General features: G+C 60.0%; 14 protein-coding genes, 1 pseudogene and 1 other annotated feature (1 of these 16 cut by a window edge). Of the genes and pseudogenes, 4 read left to right on the top strand and 11 right to left on the bottom strand.

Going from position 1 to position 14,624, the window contains the following annotated elements; all coding sequences use genetic code 11:
- Positions 1 to 23: 23 nt before the first annotated feature.
- Entirely contained in the window at positions 24 to 320 is a 297-nt protein-coding gene (locus tag ACMGGW_RS12065) for a YciI family protein (RefSeq protein WP_004932096.1), read from the bottom strand.
- Between the two features lie 175 nt (positions 321 to 495).
- Between ACMGGW_RS12065 and ACMGGW_RS12060 the strand changes: the two genes are divergently transcribed.
- Together ACMGGW_RS12060 and tonB are read left to right on the top strand one after the other, a co-directional pair.
- The gene (locus ACMGGW_RS12060; RefSeq protein WP_025303057.1) at positions 496 to 1,149 is read left to right on the top strand and encodes an epoxyqueuosine reductase QueH; all 654 of its coding nucleotides are present in this window, start codon (positions 496 to 498) and stop codon (positions 1,147 to 1,149) included.
- A 236-nt stretch (positions 1,150 to 1,385) separates the two neighbouring features.
- On the top strand, positions 1,386 to 2,129 hold the full coding sequence (gene tonB, locus ACMGGW_RS12055) for a TonB system transport protein TonB (RefSeq protein WP_147823874.1): 744 nt from the start codon (positions 1,386 to 1,388) through the stop codon (positions 2,127 to 2,129).
- A 68-nt stretch (positions 2,130 to 2,197) separates the two neighbouring features.
- Here the strand turns inward: tonB and yciA are convergent, their stop codons facing one another.
- Together yciA and ACMGGW_RS12045 are read right to left on the bottom strand one after the other, a co-directional pair.
- Positions 2,198 to 2,626: an acyl-CoA thioester hydrolase YciA gene (yciA, locus tag ACMGGW_RS12050; RefSeq protein ID WP_004932085.1), complete on the bottom strand. Its 429-nt coding sequence runs from the start codon at positions 2,624 to 2,626 to the stop codon at positions 2,198 to 2,200.
- Positions 2,627 to 2,702: 76 nt separating this feature from the next.
- The gene (locus ACMGGW_RS12045; protein ID WP_016927511.1) at positions 2,703 to 3,242 is read right to left on the bottom strand and encodes a septation protein A; all 540 of its coding nucleotides are present in this window, start codon (positions 3,240 to 3,242) and stop codon (positions 2,703 to 2,705) included.
- 222 nt (positions 3,243 to 3,464) lie between these two features.
- Here ACMGGW_RS12045 and ACMGGW_RS12040 point away from each other — a divergent pair, with 222 nt between their 5' ends.
- Positions 3,465 to 5,168 (top strand): SulP family inorganic anion transporter, encoded by a 1,704-nt coding sequence (locus ACMGGW_RS12040; protein WP_025303055.1) that lies wholly within the window; start codon positions 3,465 to 3,467, stop codon positions 5,166 to 5,168.
- Positions 5,169 to 5,221: 53 nt separating this feature from the next.
- Here ACMGGW_RS12040 and ACMGGW_RS12035 read toward each other — a convergent pair whose 3' ends face one another.
- Positions 5,222 to 5,974: a YciC family protein gene (locus tag ACMGGW_RS12035; protein WP_016927513.1), complete on the bottom strand. Its 753-nt coding sequence runs from the start codon at positions 5,972 to 5,974 to the stop codon at positions 5,222 to 5,224.
- 34 nt (positions 5,975 to 6,008) lie between these two features.
- Positions 6,009 to 6,449 (bottom strand): YkgJ family cysteine cluster protein, encoded by a 441-nt coding sequence (locus ACMGGW_RS12030; RefSeq protein WP_025303054.1) that lies wholly within the window; start codon positions 6,447 to 6,449, stop codon positions 6,009 to 6,011.
- A 286-nt stretch (positions 6,450 to 6,735) separates the two neighbouring features.
- Here ACMGGW_RS12030 and ompW point away from each other — a divergent pair, with 286 nt between their 5' ends.
- Positions 6,736 to 7,368 carry an outer membrane protein OmpW gene (ompW, locus tag ACMGGW_RS12025; RefSeq protein ID WP_016927514.1) on the top strand — a complete coding sequence of 211 codons (633 nt, stop codon included), beginning with the start codon at positions 6,736 to 6,738 and terminating at the stop codon, positions 7,366 to 7,368.
- A 44-nt stretch (positions 7,369 to 7,412) separates the two neighbouring features.
- On the opposite strand, the gene ACMGGW_RS12020 is transcribed toward ompW, so the two are convergent.
- From ACMGGW_RS12020 to ACMGGW_RS11995, 6 genes and pseudogenes are all read right to left on the bottom strand, one after another.
- A complete protein-coding gene (locus ACMGGW_RS12020; RefSeq protein WP_060447751.1) occupies positions 7,413 to 7,727 on the bottom strand; it encodes a BON domain-containing protein in 315 nt (104 codons plus the stop codon).
- Positions 7,728 to 7,944: 217 nt separating this feature from the next.
- A complete protein-coding gene (gene trpA / locus ACMGGW_RS12015) occupies positions 7,945 to 8,751 on the bottom strand; it encodes a tryptophan synthase subunit alpha (RefSeq protein ID WP_025303052.1) in 807 nt (268 codons plus the stop codon).
- On the bottom strand, positions 8,751 to 9,941 hold the full coding sequence (trpB, locus tag ACMGGW_RS12010; protein WP_025303051.1) for a tryptophan synthase subunit beta: 1,191 nt from the start codon (positions 9,939 to 9,941) through the stop codon (positions 8,751 to 8,753). The genes trpA and trpB overlap by 1 nt, the downstream gene beginning before the upstream one ends.
- Positions 9,942 to 9,982: 41 nt before the next feature.
- Positions 9,983 to 11,344: a bifunctional indole-3-glycerol-phosphate synthase TrpC/phosphoribosylanthranilate isomerase TrpF gene (gene trpCF / locus ACMGGW_RS12005; protein WP_193402373.1), complete on the bottom strand. Its 1,362-nt coding sequence runs from the start codon at positions 11,342 to 11,344 to the stop codon at positions 9,983 to 9,985.
- 3 nt (positions 11,345 to 11,347) lie between these two features.
- A pseudogene (trpD, locus tag ACMGGW_RS12000) lies at positions 11,348 to 12,944 on the bottom strand (bifunctional anthranilate synthase glutamate amidotransferase component TrpG/anthranilate phosphoribosyltransferase TrpD).
- Positions 12,944 to 14,506, bottom strand: coding sequence for an anthranilate synthase component 1 (locus ACMGGW_RS11995; protein WP_025303047.1), 1,563 nt, complete (start codon positions 14,504 to 14,506; stop codon positions 12,944 to 12,946). The pseudogene trpD and the gene ACMGGW_RS11995 overlap by 1 nt, the downstream one beginning before the upstream one ends.
- Positions 14,507 to 14,530: 24 nt before the next feature.
- Positions 14,531 to 14,624: a sequence feature (Trp leader region), on the bottom strand (it continues 10 nt past the right edge of the window).

Genomic DNA, 14,624 nt, shown 5'->3' with positions numbered 1-14,624 from the left:
TCCCGGTATTCGAGGGCTGGAGATCAGAACACCTGTTTGAACGGCTTCACCGTCACGTCGGCATAGACGCCGGCGGCGATATAGGGATCCTGCTGCGCCCAGGCCTGGGCTTCCGCCAGCGAGGCGAATTCGGCGATCACCGTTGAACCGGTAAAGCCGGCGGCGCCGGGATCGTTGCTGTCGATGGCCGGGTTAGGGCCGGCGACCACCAGGCGGCCGGCGTCGCGCAGCGCCTGCAGGCGCGCCAGGTGTGCCGGGCGCACCGCCAGACGGTTTTCCAGCGAGTTGGGGACGTCTTGCGCGTAGATCAGATAAAGCATGTTTCACCTTTAAAATCATGGCTATAAAACGGTGCTACCAAGGTAGCGCAAAAGGCGCGGCAGGGGAACGGTACGCGGCGAATTTCCCCGCGGATTGGCGCTTATGCCTTGAAGCCGCTACTTTTTATTCGTATAGTGCGGCGCGCTTAAACTGATATGCCATTGAGGTGAGGACATGACGGAACTGGTAAGGGAAAAACTCGATTTGCCGGCGGGCAAAAGTAAACTGCTGCTGCACTCTTGCTGCGCGCCCTGTTCCGGCGAAGTGATGGAAGCGATCCAGGCGTCCGGGATCGAGTACGCCATTTTCTTCTATAACCCCAACATTCACCCGCAAAAAGAGTATCTGCTGCGCAAGGAAGAGAACATCCGTTTCGCTGAGCAGCACGGGGTGCCGATTATCGATGCCGATTACGACACCGACAACTGGTTCGCCCGCGCCAAGGGGATGGAGAATGAGCCGGAGCGCGGTATCCGCTGCACCATGTGTTTCGACATGCGTTTCGAGCGCACGGCGCTGTATGCGCATGAGCATGGTTATGACACTATCTCCAGTTCGCTGGGCATCTCGCGCTGGAAGAATATGCAGCAGATCACCGACTGCGGCATCCGGGCGGCGGAAAAGTATCCCGATCTGGTGTACTGGGATTACAACTGGCGCAAGAAGGGCGGTTCGTCGCGCATGATAGAGATCAGCAAGCGCGAACGCTTCTATCAGCAGGAATACTGCGGCTGCGTCTATTCGCTGCGCGACACCAACCTGCACCGTAAGGCGCAAGGGCGACCGCTGATCAAACTGGGCGTGCTTTACTATGGTGATGAAGAATAGCGCTGACTCACCGCAATTAACCCGCTCCGGCGGGTTTTTTACTTTTTGACGCCTGGCCAAACGTTAATGAAGCGTGTCGCCCCGGCGGTAAAAAAGCAACGGCCAGGTTAATATCCTTATGAGTTTGCTGGTTTTAGCCGCGCATACTGACGATTAAAGCGATAGTTTGCCTTTCGTTATTGAATATGATTGCTATTTGCATTTAAACTTGGCGAACCAGAGGAAACAGAATCATTATGCCGCTAAAAAAGATGTTCCTTAATCGCCGTATATCCGTGCCTTTCGTCTTGTCCGTAGGCCTGCACAGCGCCCTGGTGGCGGGATTGCTTTACGCTTCGGTAAACGAAGTAGTGGAGCTGCCGAAGCCAGAGGACGCGCCGATCAGCGTCATGATGGTCAATACTGCCACGATGGCCGAACCGCCTCCGCCGGCGCCGGCCGAGCCGGAGCCGCCGCAGGTCGAACCTGAGCCGGAGCCAGAACCGGAACCTATTGTGGAGCCGCCGCCGAAGGCGATCGTGAAGCCGGAGCCGGTCAAGCCGAAACCAAAACCTAAGCCGAAGCCAAAGGTCGAAAAACAGGTCAAACCGGAGCCGAAAAAAGTCGAGCCGCGCGAACCGTCACCGTTCAACAACGATTCGCCGGCCAAGCCGATCGACAAAGCGCCGGTGAAACAGGCGCCTGCCGCGCCGGTGCAGGGCAATTCGCGCGAGGTCGTGCCGAAGGCGTTGGTGCAGTCCAAACCGATGTATCCGCCGCGCGCGCTGGCCTTACAGATTGAAGGCAGTGTTAGGGTCCAGTTTGATGTCGACAGCGATGGTCGCTTGAGTAACGTGCGTATCTTGTCGGCCGAACCGCGCAATATGTTCGAGCGCGAAGTGAAGCAGGCGCTACGCAAATGGCGCTATGAAGCCAAAGAAGCGAAAGACCTCATCGTCAACATTCGCTTCAAGCTGGATGGCTCGACCGAATTGAACTGAGGTCGGTCAACACCAAAAAGAAAGGGTCGCCTCGGCGACCCTTTTTGCATTTGCGGTGTAGCGTCAGTTTATTCTTCGAAACCGACGCGGAAATTCATTTTGCCCTCAGGCAGCGCGCGCGAGTTGCCTTCCGCATCGACCGCCACATAGGTGAACACCGCTTCGGTCGCCCGGTAACGCTGGCCGATCGGGGCGGAAGAAACTTTCTTTACCCACACTTCGATATTGATGGTGATCGAGCTACGCCCGGTGCGGATACAGTGCGCATAGCAGCAAACCACGTCGCCTACCGCCACCGGTTTCAGGAAGGTCATGCCGTCTACGCGCACCGTCACCACGCGCCCTTCGGCGATTTCTTTTGCCTGGATGGCGCCGCCGATATCCATTTGCGACATCAGCCAGCCGCCGAAGATATCACCGTTAGCATTGGTATCAGCCGGCATCGCCAGCGTGCGCAGCACCAGCTCGCCGCTGGGTAAAGGTCGTTGTTGTGTCATAGCAGTCTGCTTTTAAAAGGAGGGAATAACATCATACTGCCCGCGGCAAGCGCCGCAGGCATTAACAATTTTGTAACTATTTTTTCTGTTCTTCCGGCATGTGCCGGTAAATATAGATACCGCTGAGGAGGGTGAAGACCAGCGTCAGTACCGTCAGGCCAAAGACTTTGAAATTGACCCAGACGCTTTGCGGCAGCCAGAAGGCGACATAGATGTTCGCCAGGCCGCAGGCCAGGAAGAAGATCGCCCAGGCCAGGTTGAGGTTGCTCCACACTTTGTCCGGCAGCGTCAGCTCTTTGCCCAGCATGCGCTGAACCAGCGGCTTTTTGAGCACCCATTGGCTGATCAGCAGCGCCAGCGCGAACAGCGCGTAAATCACCGTGACCTTCCATTTGATGAACAAATCGTTGTGGAACACCAGCGTCAGGGTGCCGAATACCAGCACCATCAGGAAGGTGATCAACGTCATCTTCTCGACCTTGCGGTATTTCACCCAGGTGAACACCAGCGCCAGCGCGGTGGCGACAATTAACGCGCCGGAAGCAACGTAAATGTCGTACAGCTTATAAAAAGCGAAAAAGACAATTAGCGGGAGGAAATCAAGAAACTGCTTCATAAATCAATCCATCATCTGTTCATCGGCCGACTATACCGGATTCGGCGAGCTCTGTGTACCGCCGGGCGTTGCCGATTATCGGCGTTTGGCCGGCGGATTTCTGCCGCGAAAGCAGGAATTTGCATAAACTTACGCAAGAAAGTGCCGGTACATTGCCAGCGCGGGCCGCAGGCCGCATAGTAAGTGTCATAATAACCAGATAATTTACCGCGGAAAACAAGCATGCAGTGGAAATCTCTCCAGGCCCTGACGCCTGGTTTGACGCATTTATTGGGCTATCAACGCAGTTGGCTCAAGCCGGATATTCGCGCCGGCCTTTCCGTCGCCGCCGTCGCCCTCCCGGTGGCCATCGCCTACGCCGAACTGGCCGGGGTCAGCCCGGTGGTGGGGCTCTACTCCTGTATCTTGCCGATGATGGCCTACGCGCTGTTCGGCTCGTCGCGCCAGCTGATCGTCGGGCCCGACGCTGCCACCTGCGCGGTGATCGCCGCAGTGGTGACGCCGCTGGCAGCGGGCAATATGGAACGCCATTGGCAGCTGACCATTATGATGACCGCCATGATGGGCGGCTGGTGCCTGCTGGCCAGCCGGTTCAAGCTGGGGGCGCTGGCGGATTTGCTGTCGCGGCCGATCCTCAGTGGGCTGCTGAACGGGGTGGCGATCACCATTATTGTCGATCAGATCGGCAAGGTGTTGGGGTTTACGATGCGCCCGGCACAGCTGATCGAGCGCATCTACGCGCTGCCCGGTAACCTGCTGCACAGCGACTGGCTGACGATGGCGGTGTCGTTGCTGACGCTGGTGACGCTGCTCGGATTTAAAAAATGGCGGCCTAACTGGCCGGCGCCGCTGTTCGCTATCGTGCTGGCGGCGTTCGTGACCTGGGCGGGCGGCCTGCAGCAGCATGGCGTGGTGACGGTGGGCGGTTTCAGCGGCGTGCTGCCGATCGTCCAGTGGCCGGACTTCCAGCCCGGTTTGCTGCGCGACATGGTGATCCCGGCGCTTAACCTGGCGGTGGTGAGTTTTGTCAGCATGATGCTCACCGCCCGCAGCTTCGCCGCCAAAAACGGTTATGAGGTGAACGCCGACGCCGAGTTTCGCGCGCTGGGGCTGGTGAATATCGTCTCTGCGCTGTCGCAAGGTTTCGCCATCAGCGGCGCGGATTCGCGCACCGCGGTGAATGATGCCAACGGCGGCAAGAGCCAACTGGTGTCGATCATCGCCGCCGCGGTCATTGCCTTTGTCTTGCTGTTCCTGATGGCGCCGCTGCAGTTTATTCCGGTGGCCGGGTTGGGCGTGGTGCTGATGTATGCGGCCTGGTCGCTGCTGGACATCCGCGGCATCTGGATCTTGCGCCGTCGCAACGCGCAGGCGTTCCGCCTGGCGCTGTTTACCTTCCTCAGCGTGCTGCTGGTGGGAGTGATCAGCGGCATTGGGCTGGCGGTGTTGCTGGGGCTGATGCAGTTTCTGCGCACCGTCTTCCGGCCGACGGAACAGCTGCTGGGCGTCAACGACGAAGGCATGATCCATTCCATGGGCAATAACAATGGGGTGAAGGCGGTGCCTGGCGTCATGATGTATCGCTTCAATTCGCCGCTGACCTATTTCAACGTGGCGTATTTCAAACGCCGTATTCTCAATTTGGTCGACGGCACGCCGTTCCAGCCACGTTGGGTGGTGGTGGATGCGGTGGCCAGTTTCACCCACGCCGATATCAGCGTGCTGGCGGCCATCGACGAACTGAAACGCGACCTGTTACAGCGTAACGTAAGGCTGGTGCTGGCGGGGCGCCGCACCGAGCTGACGCGTTGGTTCCGCATCAACCGCTTAGGGCGCGACAAAGAGCTGATTTTGGTGCCGGACCTGTATCTGGCCCTGAAACTGATTCAGAGTAAGGAGCAGGCGGAAGCCGCCGTGGTGGGGTAAACAAAAAAAGGGGCGCGCCGAAGCGTGCCCCTTGGTTTTTGCTTGCGCCGGCGTTAGCCGCGCAGCAGCATGTACAGACGGAACAGGTAGATCAGCAGCAGAGCAGACACCAGGTTGCTCAACGCGGTCAGTACCACGCTGGCGACGTTCGGCGTCAGTACCGACAGATGGCTCACCAAAAACAGCACCAGCAGCTTGGCCGCCAGCCACAGCATCATCGCCGGCACCAGCACGCGCGCATTGGCGAAGGCTAATTTGCTGCTCAGCTTGAGCGAAGCGAAGACGCCTTTTTTGTCGACGGAGGCGATCACCGGCGCCAGTGCGAAGGCGATAGCCATCAGCACGCCCGGCACCACAAACAGCGTCAGGCCAAGTTGGATCAGCAGGGTGCAGATAAACAGCAGCAACAACAGGCGCGGCAGATCGGGCGCCGAAGCGCCGAGCGCGCGCAGGGCGCTGGTGCGTTGCCCTTGCGACACCAGACGGATCAGCGTCAGCATCCCGCCGACCAGCAGCACGTTGCCGACCAGCGCGGAGAAGGTGGCGGCCGCCGACACTTTCAGCAACACCATCTGCTGTTCCGGCGTCATCTGCTGGATCACTTCCTGAATGCCCATGCCGGTAGAGGAAGCGAAATCGCTGGTGGTGGCAGCGAGCGTCGCCAACTGTTCGGCATCGGGGCTGAAGGCCTGATTCAGCAGCACGGAGATAAACGCCGTCAACAGCGCCAGCATCAGGATGCTGGCCAGTTGGTTGCGTAAAAAGTTAAAACTGTCACGGTACAAAGCGTTGGCCGTGATAGGCATGCAGACTCCTTGGCGTCGGGAAAACAGAGATAAATCAGTGGGTGATTGTACCCTGTTCCACGCCGCTGTGGCACCCCGCGAATTGCACTACGCCTATTTCTTCAACGATCGTCGTCTCAGGCAGCGATAGCGGCAAGGGCACCGGCAAGGGGGGCAGGCCGTAGCGTTCCCGGGCGCGATCGCAGGCTTCGTTACGCAGGCCGTTTTCACCGGACTGATCGAACTCTCTGCACGGGCTGGGTCGATTGAGGTAGATCGAGCAGGACACGGCTTTGCCGATCTCGCCGTCCAGCGCGGTGCAGCGGGGGGACTTGCTGTTGGTCCCCTGCATGCAGCGCAGGAACGGGCTCAAAGGCTCCGTCAGGGAAAGGGGGACGGTGCCGCCGCCGTCTTCGGCTTCGGCCCAATAGAATGACACTCGAAAATAACCGCAGCATGCGCCGCAGCTGACACAGGGATTAAGGATTTCGCTCATCTTGATTGCCCGCCGACTCCTCACGGCACCAACCAAAACCAACACGGAAAATGAAATTACCTCAGCCGCATTTTTCTCCGCAACTGAAATTTGAACATGTAGATAATTTGCAACAAAATCGTTTTTTTGATGCAGATCAATCCTTGATTTATTAGACGGTTAGGTAACCTTGTTTTTAGTGGGATTTTAAATTTTTACACATAAGATGTGATCTCGATGGGATCACAAATACCCGAAAGTAGGTATATTCCCCCTCGAGCGATTAACCACACAAATGGAATGGATAATGAAAAAGACAACTCTGATGGTATTGGCGACGATGATGGCGCCTATGTTGGCAAGTGCGCATCAGGCCGGTGATTTCCTGTTCCGCGCGGGAACCGCGACCGTGCGTCCAAATGCGGGTTCAGACAACGTACTGGGGTTGGGCTCGCTGGATGCGAAAAACAACACCCAGCTCGGTCTGACCTTCGGTTACATGGTGACGGACAACATCGGCGTTGAGTTGTTGGCCGCAACGCCATTCCGCCACAAGGTGACGCTGGGCGGTACCGATCTGGCGACCGTTCACCAACTGCCGCCTACGCTGATGGCGCAATACTACTTCGGCGACAAGCAGGACAAACTGCGTCCTTACCTGGGCGTTGGCGTTAACTACACCACCTTCTTCGACGAGAAGTTCAACGACTACGGCAAAAGCGCCGGGTTGAGCGACCTCGATCTGAAAGATTCCTGGGGCGTGGCGGCGCAGGCCGGCCTGGATTACAACCTGGATGAGCACTGGATGCTGAACATGTCGGTGTGGTGGATGAACATCGAAACCAAAACTCGCTTCAACGATGCGAATGGTGGGCACCATAGCTTCGATACGCGTCTGGATCCGTGGGTGTTCATGTTCGGGGCGGGTTACCGCTTCTGATGAAGGCTTCAAGCAGGGAGGCGTTGCGCCTCCCTGTGTCAGTATTATTTAATCTGCATCACGTTTTCAACAGATTTCACGCCGGCTACGCCGCGTGTGACCTGCACCGCACGGTTGGCGTCATCGCTGGACGTCACGAAGCCGCTCAGCTGTACGCGCCCTTTAAAGGTTTCCACGCTAATCTCGCGTGACTTGATGTTTTTATCCGCCAGCAACGCCGATTTCACTTTGGTGGTGACCACGGTGTCATCGATATAACCGCCTGTTCCCTCTGATTTTGCCGTCGGCGCGCAAGCGCTCACCGCGACCGACACAACGGCTGCCATGCACAAGGCCGAAAGGGTTTTAAACAGCTTCATAAATTACTCTCCATGCAATGTTATGGTTGAAATTCGCTACGGTTTTTCGCCGCAGCGAGCGCATTCCCCAAATCAAACGAAGAAATGCATAGCGAACAAAGTTCATTGTGAGACAAGACTGGGTTTTGTTCAAATTTTTGCTGTAAATAAATGGAACAAACTTTGAGGGGAAACAAGCTGTTAAAACGAGCGCCGGCAGGGCGCTCGCTAAAGAGGATCACGCCCGGGTGGCGCGCTTCATATTGCTGACAAAGGCCGCCAGCTTAGTCAGCATCTCCGCCGGGTTGGCATGGTGCTGTTCGATGATTTTGACGATTGCCGAGCCGGAGATCGCGCCGGCGGCCCCGGCCTGCAGCGCCGCCTTCACCTGCTCGGGTTCGGAGATGCCGAAGCCCTGCAGCGGCGGCGCGGCGTGATACTCGCGCAGCTTGTTCACCAGGTGATGCAACGGCAGCTGCGCTCGGCTTTCGGTGCCGGTGACGCCGGCGCGCGACAGCAGGTAGGTGTAGCCGCGGCCGTGCGACGCGATTTCACGCAGCAGATCGTCATCGGCGTTCGGCGGGCAGATGAAGATCGGTGCGATACCGTGGCGAATGGCCGCGGCGCGGAACGGCGCAGACTCTTCAAACGGCACGTCGGCGACCAGCACCGAATCCACGCCCACTTCGGCGCAGCGTTGGTAAAACGCATCGATGCCTTTATGGAACACCAGATTGGCGTACATCAGCAGCCCAATGGGAATGGTCGGGTGCTTCTGGCGGATGGCCGCCAGCATCTCGAAGCACTGGGTCGGCGTGACGCCGGCGGCGAAAGCGCGCAGCGTCGCGCTCTGGATAGTGGGGCCATCCGCCAGCGGATCGGAGAAGGGGATGCCCAACTCCAGCGCGTCCGCACCGGCTTCGATCAGGGTGTCGATAATCTGCAGCGATAGCGTCGGATTGGGATCGCCTAACGTCACGAACGGGACGAAGGCGCCTTCCTTGCTGCTTTCCAGACGCGTGAACAGTTGCTGATAACGTTCCATCAGATTTCTCCCCGAGCTTTCAAAATGTCGTGAACGGTAAATATGTCTTTGTCGCCGCGGCCGGACAGGTTGACCACCAAGATTTGCTCTTTCTGCGGCGTTTCACGGATCATTCTCAGCGCGTGCGCCAGGGCGTGTGAGGATTCCAGCGCCGGGATAATGCCTTCATGGCGCGACAGCGCCTTGAACGCTTCCAGCGCTTCGTCGTCGGTGATCGACACGTATTCGGCGCGGCCAGTGCTGTTCAAGTAGGCGTGCTGCGGCCCGACGGATGGGAAGTCCAGCCCGGCGGAAATCGAATAGGACTCTTCAATCTGGCCTTCGTCGGTCTGCATCATCGGCGCCTTCATGCCGAAGTAGATGCCGACGTGGCCGTGCTTGAGCGGCGCGCCGTGCTGACCGGTTTCGATACCCAGGCCGGCAGGTTCCACGCCGATAAGCCCAACGTCGGCGTCATCGATAAAATCGGCGAACATACCGATGGCGTTGGAGCCGCCGCCGACGCAGGCGATGACCGCATCCGGCAGGCGGCCTTCGCGCTCCAGCACCTGCGCTTTGGTTTCTTCGCCGATCATGCGCTGGAATTCACGCACGATGGTGGGGTACGGGTGCGGGCCGGCGGCGGTGCCGAGCATATAGTGCGCGGTTTCATAGCTGCCGGACCAGTCGCGCAACGCTTCGTTGCAGGCGTCTTTCAGGGTGGCGGAGCCGCTGTGCACCGGGATCACTTCCGCGCCCATCAGCCGCATGCGGAACACGTTCGGCGACTGGCGCTCGACGTCTTTGGCGCCCATATAGATGCGGCATTTCAGGCCGAGCAGTGCGCAGGCCAGCGCCGACGCGACGCCGTGTTGGCCTGCGCCGGTTTCCGCGATGATCTCGGTTTTGCCCATGCGCTTGGCCAGCAACGCCTGGCCCAGCACCTGGTTGGTCTTGTGTGCGCCGCCGTGCAGCAGGTCTTCACGCTTCAGATAAAGCTTGGTGTTGCTGCCGGCGGTGAGGTTTTTGCACAGCGTCAGCGCCGTCGGGCGGCCTGCGTAGTTCTTTAGCAGATCGATGAATTCGGCCTGAAACGCCGGATCGCGCTGAGCGCTGACAAAGGCTTCTTCCAGTTGTTTCAGGGCCGGCATCAGAATTTGCGGCACATACTGGCCACCAAATTCGCCGAAGTAGGGGTTAAGCAGCGTCATGAGAGTTCCCGTTATTATCCGTTATTAATGTTGAGCCGTATTCAGTAGGCGCGCAGGGTCTGGAAGACCGAGGCCAGGCGCGCGGGATCTTTGATGCCCGGTTCGCTTTCCACGCCGGAGTTGAAGTCCAGCCCGGCGCAGCCGAGCTTGGCCGCTTCGACGCAGTTGTCGGCGCGCAGGCCGCCCGCCAGCATCACGTTAGTCAGATCTTCGTCTTGCAATACCGACCAGTCGAAGCGTTGGCCGGTGCCACCGGCACCGTTGTCGAGCAGGTAGCGATCGACATACTGCAAATCGCGCGCCGGCACCCGATCTTTCACGCTCAGCGCTTTCCAGATGCGGCAATCGGCCGGCAAGCGGGCGCGCAGGGCGCTGATATAAGCCTGGTCTTCCGCGCCGTGTAATTGCACCGCGTGCAGACCGAGGCGCTCAACGGTCAACGCCACGGTCTCGACCTGGGCGTCGCAGAATACGCCGACGTACTTCAGCGGCGCGCCGGAAATCACTTCGCGGGCGCGGGTGATATCCACGTAGCGCGGGGAGCGGCCGACGAAAATCAGCCCGCCGTAGATGGCGCCCGCCTGATACGCGGCGGCGGCGTCCTGTGGGCGGGTCAGGCCGCACACTTTGTTGTCGCCCAGGATCACGCGGCGCACGGCGGCGCGCAGATCGGGTTCAGACATCAGCGCGCTGCCGATCAGGAAGCCGTTGGCGTAATGGCTCAGCTCGCGGATCTGCCCATAGTTGTTGATGCCCGACTCGCTGATCACCGTCACGCCATGCGGCACGCGCGGCGCCAGTTGACGAGTACGGTCCAGATCGATGCTCAGATCGCGCAGATCGCGATTATTGATGCCGACCACGCGCGCTTCCAGCGCGATCGCCCGCTGCAGCTCTTCTTCACTGATCACTTCGGTCAGCACGCCCATATTGAGGCTGTGGGCCACCGCGGCCAGCTGGCGGTACTGCTCGTCGGTTAACACCGACAGCATCAGCAGAATGGCGTCGGCCTGATAGTAGCGCGCCAGGTAAATCTGATACGGGTCGATGATAAAGTCTTTGCACAATACCGGCTGGCTGACGGTCTTACTGACCAGCGGCAGGAAATCGAAGCTGCCCTGGAAGTATTTCTCGTCGGTCAGCACCGAGATCGCCGAGGCGAAATCTTTATAGACCGTGGCGATCTCCACCGGATCAAAGTTTTCGCGAATCAGCCCCTTGGAAGGCGAGGCCTTCTTGCATTCGAGAATGAAAGCCGTCCGGGTGCCCTGCAGCGCGTGGTAGAAGCTGCGTTCGCTCGGTACGATGTCATTCTGAAAGCCGGCCAGGGGCTGTTGCTGTTGTCGCGCCGCGATCCATTGCGCTTTGTCGCGGACAATCTTGTGTAGCACGGTTTCCTGCATCATTTATCCTCTTGCCGCCAGTGCGATGACACGCTCATAGGCCTGCCCGCTGTTGATCATATCCAGTGCCTGCCGCGCATTTTGGCGCAGGTCTTCATGTCCGAATAACTTCAGAAGCAACGCGACGTTGGCCGCGACCGCCGCGGCGTGCGCCGGCTCGCCTTTACCTTGTAACAGCCGCGCCAAAATGTCACGGTTTTCTTCCGGCGTGCCGCCCAGCAAGGCTTCCAGCGGATAGGTTTCCAATCCGAAGGACTGCGGAGTGAGCTGGTAGCTGCTGATTTCGCCGTTGTTCAATTCCGCTACGTGCGTCGGGGCGTGGATCGCCACCTCGTCCATGCCGCCGCCGTGAACCACCGCCGCACGTTGATAACCCAGCACGCGCAGGGTTTCGGCAATCGGCAGCACCAGTTCCGGGCTGTATACGCCGATCAGCGCCAGCGGCGGACGCGCCGGGTTAATCAGCGGGCCCAGCACGTTGAACAGCGTGCGGGTCTTCAGCTGCTGGCGCACCGGCATGGCGTGGCGAAAACCGGTGTGGTACTGCGGCGCGAACAGGAAGCACACGCCGAGGTCGTCCAGCGCTTTGCGCGCTTCTTCCGCCGGCAGATCCAGACGGATGCCGAACGCCGCCAGCAGATCCGAAGAGCCGGAACGGCTGGAGACGCTGCGGTTGCCGTGTTTGGCGATTTTCGCGCCGCACGCCGCCGCCACAAAGGCGCTGGCGGTGGAAATATTGATGCTGTTGGTGCCGTCGCCGCCGGTGCCGACGATATCGGCGAACGGGTAGTCAGGGCGCGGAAACGGCTGAGCGTCGTCCAGCAGCGCTTTGGCGGCGCCGGCGATCTCTTCCGGGCGCTCGCCGCGGACTTTCATGCTGATCAACGCCGCCGCCAGTTGGCTAGGTTCCAGTTCGCCGCGCACGATAGCGCTGAACAGCTGTTGGCTTTCCTGCTGGCTCATCGACTCGGCGCGGTACAGTTTCTCAAGAATAGGTTGCATCGTCGTGTTCCTTATATTACTTCGCCAGCGCCCAGGCGAGGGTCTGCTCAAGCAGGCGCGCGCCATGGGTGGTCAGAATCGATTCCGGGTGGAACTGGAAGCCGCACACGCGGCGGTGGTCGTCGCGCACCGCCATCACCATCTCGCCGAAATGGGCGTTGACGGTGAGATCGGCCGGGATGTTGCTGCCGACCAGCGAGTGGTAGCGCGCCACCGGCAGCGGGTTGGCCATGCCGGCGAACATGCCTTCGCCATCGTGAGCGATCGCCGAGGCTTTGCCGTGCAGGATCTCACCCGCCTGGCCGACCTGGCCGCCGTAGGCTTCGACGATCGCCTGGTGGCCGAGGCAGATGCCGATAATCGGCAGCCGACCGCGCAGGCGCTGCAGCAGTTCCGGCATGCAGCCTGCTTCGGACGGCGTGCCGGGGCCGGGCGACAGCATCAGTACCGGCTGGGTCATGTGCTCCAGGCGTTCGATGATCACCTCGGCGGCGATCTGGTTACGGTAAATCACCACCTGGTGGCCGCTGGCGCGCAGCTGATCGACCAGGTTGTAGGTAAAGGAGTCGACGTTGTCGAGCAGCAGGATATCGGCCATCAGAACACCTCCTTGGCATGGTGCGCAGTGGCGATGGCACGCAGCACGGCACGGGCTTTGTTGCGGGTTTCGTCGGCTTCCGCCTGCGGGATGGAATCCAGTACCACACCGGCGCCGGCCTGCACGGTGGCGATGCCGTCTTCAACGTAGGCAGAGCGAATGACGATGCAGGTATCCAGATCGCCGGTGGCGGTGAAGTAGCCCACCGCGCCGCCGTAGCTGCCGCGGCGCGTGCCTTCTGAGGCGGCGATCAGCTGCATCGCCCGCACTTTCGGCGCGCCGCTGAGGGTGCCCATGTTCATGCAGGCCTGATAGGCGTGCAGCACGTCGAGATCGGCGCGCAGGGTGCCCACCACGCGGGAAACCAGGTGCATGACGAACGAATAGCGATCCACCTTGGTCAGGTCGGCCACGTAGCGGCTGCCGGCCTGGCAGATGCGTGCCAGATCGTTGCGCGCCAGATCGACCAGCATCAGGTGCTCGGCCAGCTCTTTGTGGTCGGTGCGCATTTCCAGCTCAATGCGGCTGTCGAGATCCAGATCCAGCGAACCATCGGCACGGCGTCCGCGCGGGCGGGTGCCGGCGATCGGGTAGATTTCGATCTGGCGATTGCCCGCGTCGTATTTCAGCGCGCTCTCCGGCGAAGCGCCGAACAGGGTGAAGTCATCATCCTGCATGAAGAACATGTACGGGCTGGGGTTGTTGTCTTTCAACGTCTGGTAGGCCGCCAGCGGCGCCGGGCACGGCAGGGTGAAGCGGCGCGACGGCACCACCTGGAAAATCTCGCCCTGGCGGATCGCTTCCTGCAGCTCGCTGACCACCGCGCCGTACTCTTCGTCGCTCTGGTTACAGCTCAGCTGCATGTTTTCCAGCGTTTGGTGCGGGATCGGCTGCGGGGTTTGTTGCAACTCGGCCTGAAGTTGTTCCAGACGTTGCTGCAAACGCTGCGCTTCACTCGCTTGTTCACTGAAGACGCTGGCCTGCAGACGGGCCGTACCGCGTTGGTGATCAAGCACCAACAGCGTTTCCGCCAGATAGAAGCAGAAGTCCGGGCAGCGCTGATCCTGGCGCAGTGCCGGCAGGTCTTCGAAACCGGCGACCAAATCGTAGGCGAACAGGCCGCCCAGCATCACGGCTTCGCGCTCGTCCGCCGGAGAGTCCACCAGGGTCAGCAGCGTACGCAGCGCGTCGAACACCGACAGTGAGCGCAGGCGGGCATCTTCGTCCTGCACCGCGTCGATCGCCGGGAAGGTCAGCTCGCGGCCGTTGGGGCGTGCCTGGTTGCGTACCTCAGGCGGCAGCGCTTCGTCCAGCAGCGGCAGCAGCGCCGCGCCGTTGGCGGTCAGTGCCTGCACGCTGACGGTGTGGCCCAGTGCGGTAATGCGCAGCGCGCTGTCGATCACCAGCAGGCTCTGCAGATTCTGTTTGCTGTTGATTTCCGCCGATTCCAGCAGCAGGGTGGCCGGACGGGCGCCGCACAGCTGGTGGAAAAGGGTGGTGGGGTCGCCCCGATAGCTGGCTTGCGCCTTCAGCAATGTCAGTTGTGGTTTGGTGTTCATCATCGGTGGTTCCAGTGGATTCTGTCCATAAAAAAGCCCGCATCAAGTGCGGGCTCAGGAAATCTGCATTGTCAGATGACAGCTATGCGCGATTACACCGCCCGCAAGAGGGAGGTACGCC

It is taken from the genome of Serratia sp. BNK-4, assembly GCF_048685115.1.
GTDB lineage: Bacteria > Pseudomonadota > Gammaproteobacteria > Enterobacterales > Enterobacteriaceae > Serratia > Serratia bockelmannii.
This window is presented reverse-complemented; position numbering and strand designations above follow the sequence as displayed.

Coding starts and splice junctions, on each gene's coding strand:
- ACMGGW_RS12065 (WP_004932096.1), bottom strand. CDS start 320: ATGCTTTATCTGATCTACGCGCAAGACGTCCCCAACTCGCTGGAAAAC.
- ACMGGW_RS12060 (WP_025303057.1), top strand. CDS start 496: ATGACGGAACTGGTAAGGGAAAAACTCGATTTGCCGGCGGGCAAAAGT.
- tonB (WP_147823874.1), top strand. CDS start 1,386: ATGCCGCTAAAAAAGATGTTCCTTAATCGCCGTATATCCGTGCCTTTC.
- yciA (WP_004932085.1), bottom strand. CDS start 2,626: ATGACACAACAACGACCTTTACCCAGCGGCGAGCTGGTGCTGCGCACG.
- ACMGGW_RS12045 (WP_016927511.1), bottom strand. CDS start 3,242: ATGAAGCAGTTTCTTGATTTCCTCCCGCTAATTGTCTTTTTCGCTTTT.
- ACMGGW_RS12040 (WP_025303055.1), top strand. CDS start 3,465: ATGCAGTGGAAATCTCTCCAGGCCCTGACGCCTGGTTTGACGCATTTA.
- ACMGGW_RS12035 (WP_016927513.1), bottom strand. CDS start 5,974: ATGCCTATCACGGCCAACGCTTTGTACCGTGACAGTTTTAACTTTTTA.
- ACMGGW_RS12030 (WP_025303054.1), bottom strand. CDS start 6,449: ATGAGCGAAATCCTTAATCCCTGTGTCAGCTGCGGCGCATGCTGCGGT.
- ompW (WP_016927514.1), top strand. CDS start 6,736: ATGAAAAAGACAACTCTGATGGTATTGGCGACGATGATGGCGCCTATG.
- ACMGGW_RS12020 (WP_060447751.1), bottom strand. CDS start 7,727: ATGAAGCTGTTTAAAACCCTTTCGGCCTTGTGCATGGCAGCCGTTGTG.
- trpA (WP_025303052.1), bottom strand. CDS start 8,751: ATGGAACGTTATCAGCAACTGTTCACGCGTCTGGAAAGCAGCAAGGAA.
- trpB (WP_025303051.1), bottom strand. CDS start 9,941: ATGACGCTGCTTAACCCCTACTTCGGCGAATTTGGTGGCCAGTATGTG.
- trpCF (WP_193402373.1), bottom strand. CDS start 11,344: ATGCAGGAAACCGTGCTACACAAGATTGTCCGCGACAAAGCGCAATGG.
- ACMGGW_RS11995 (WP_025303047.1), bottom strand. CDS start 14,506: ATGATGAACACCAAACCACAACTGACATTGCTGAAGGCGCAAGCCAGC.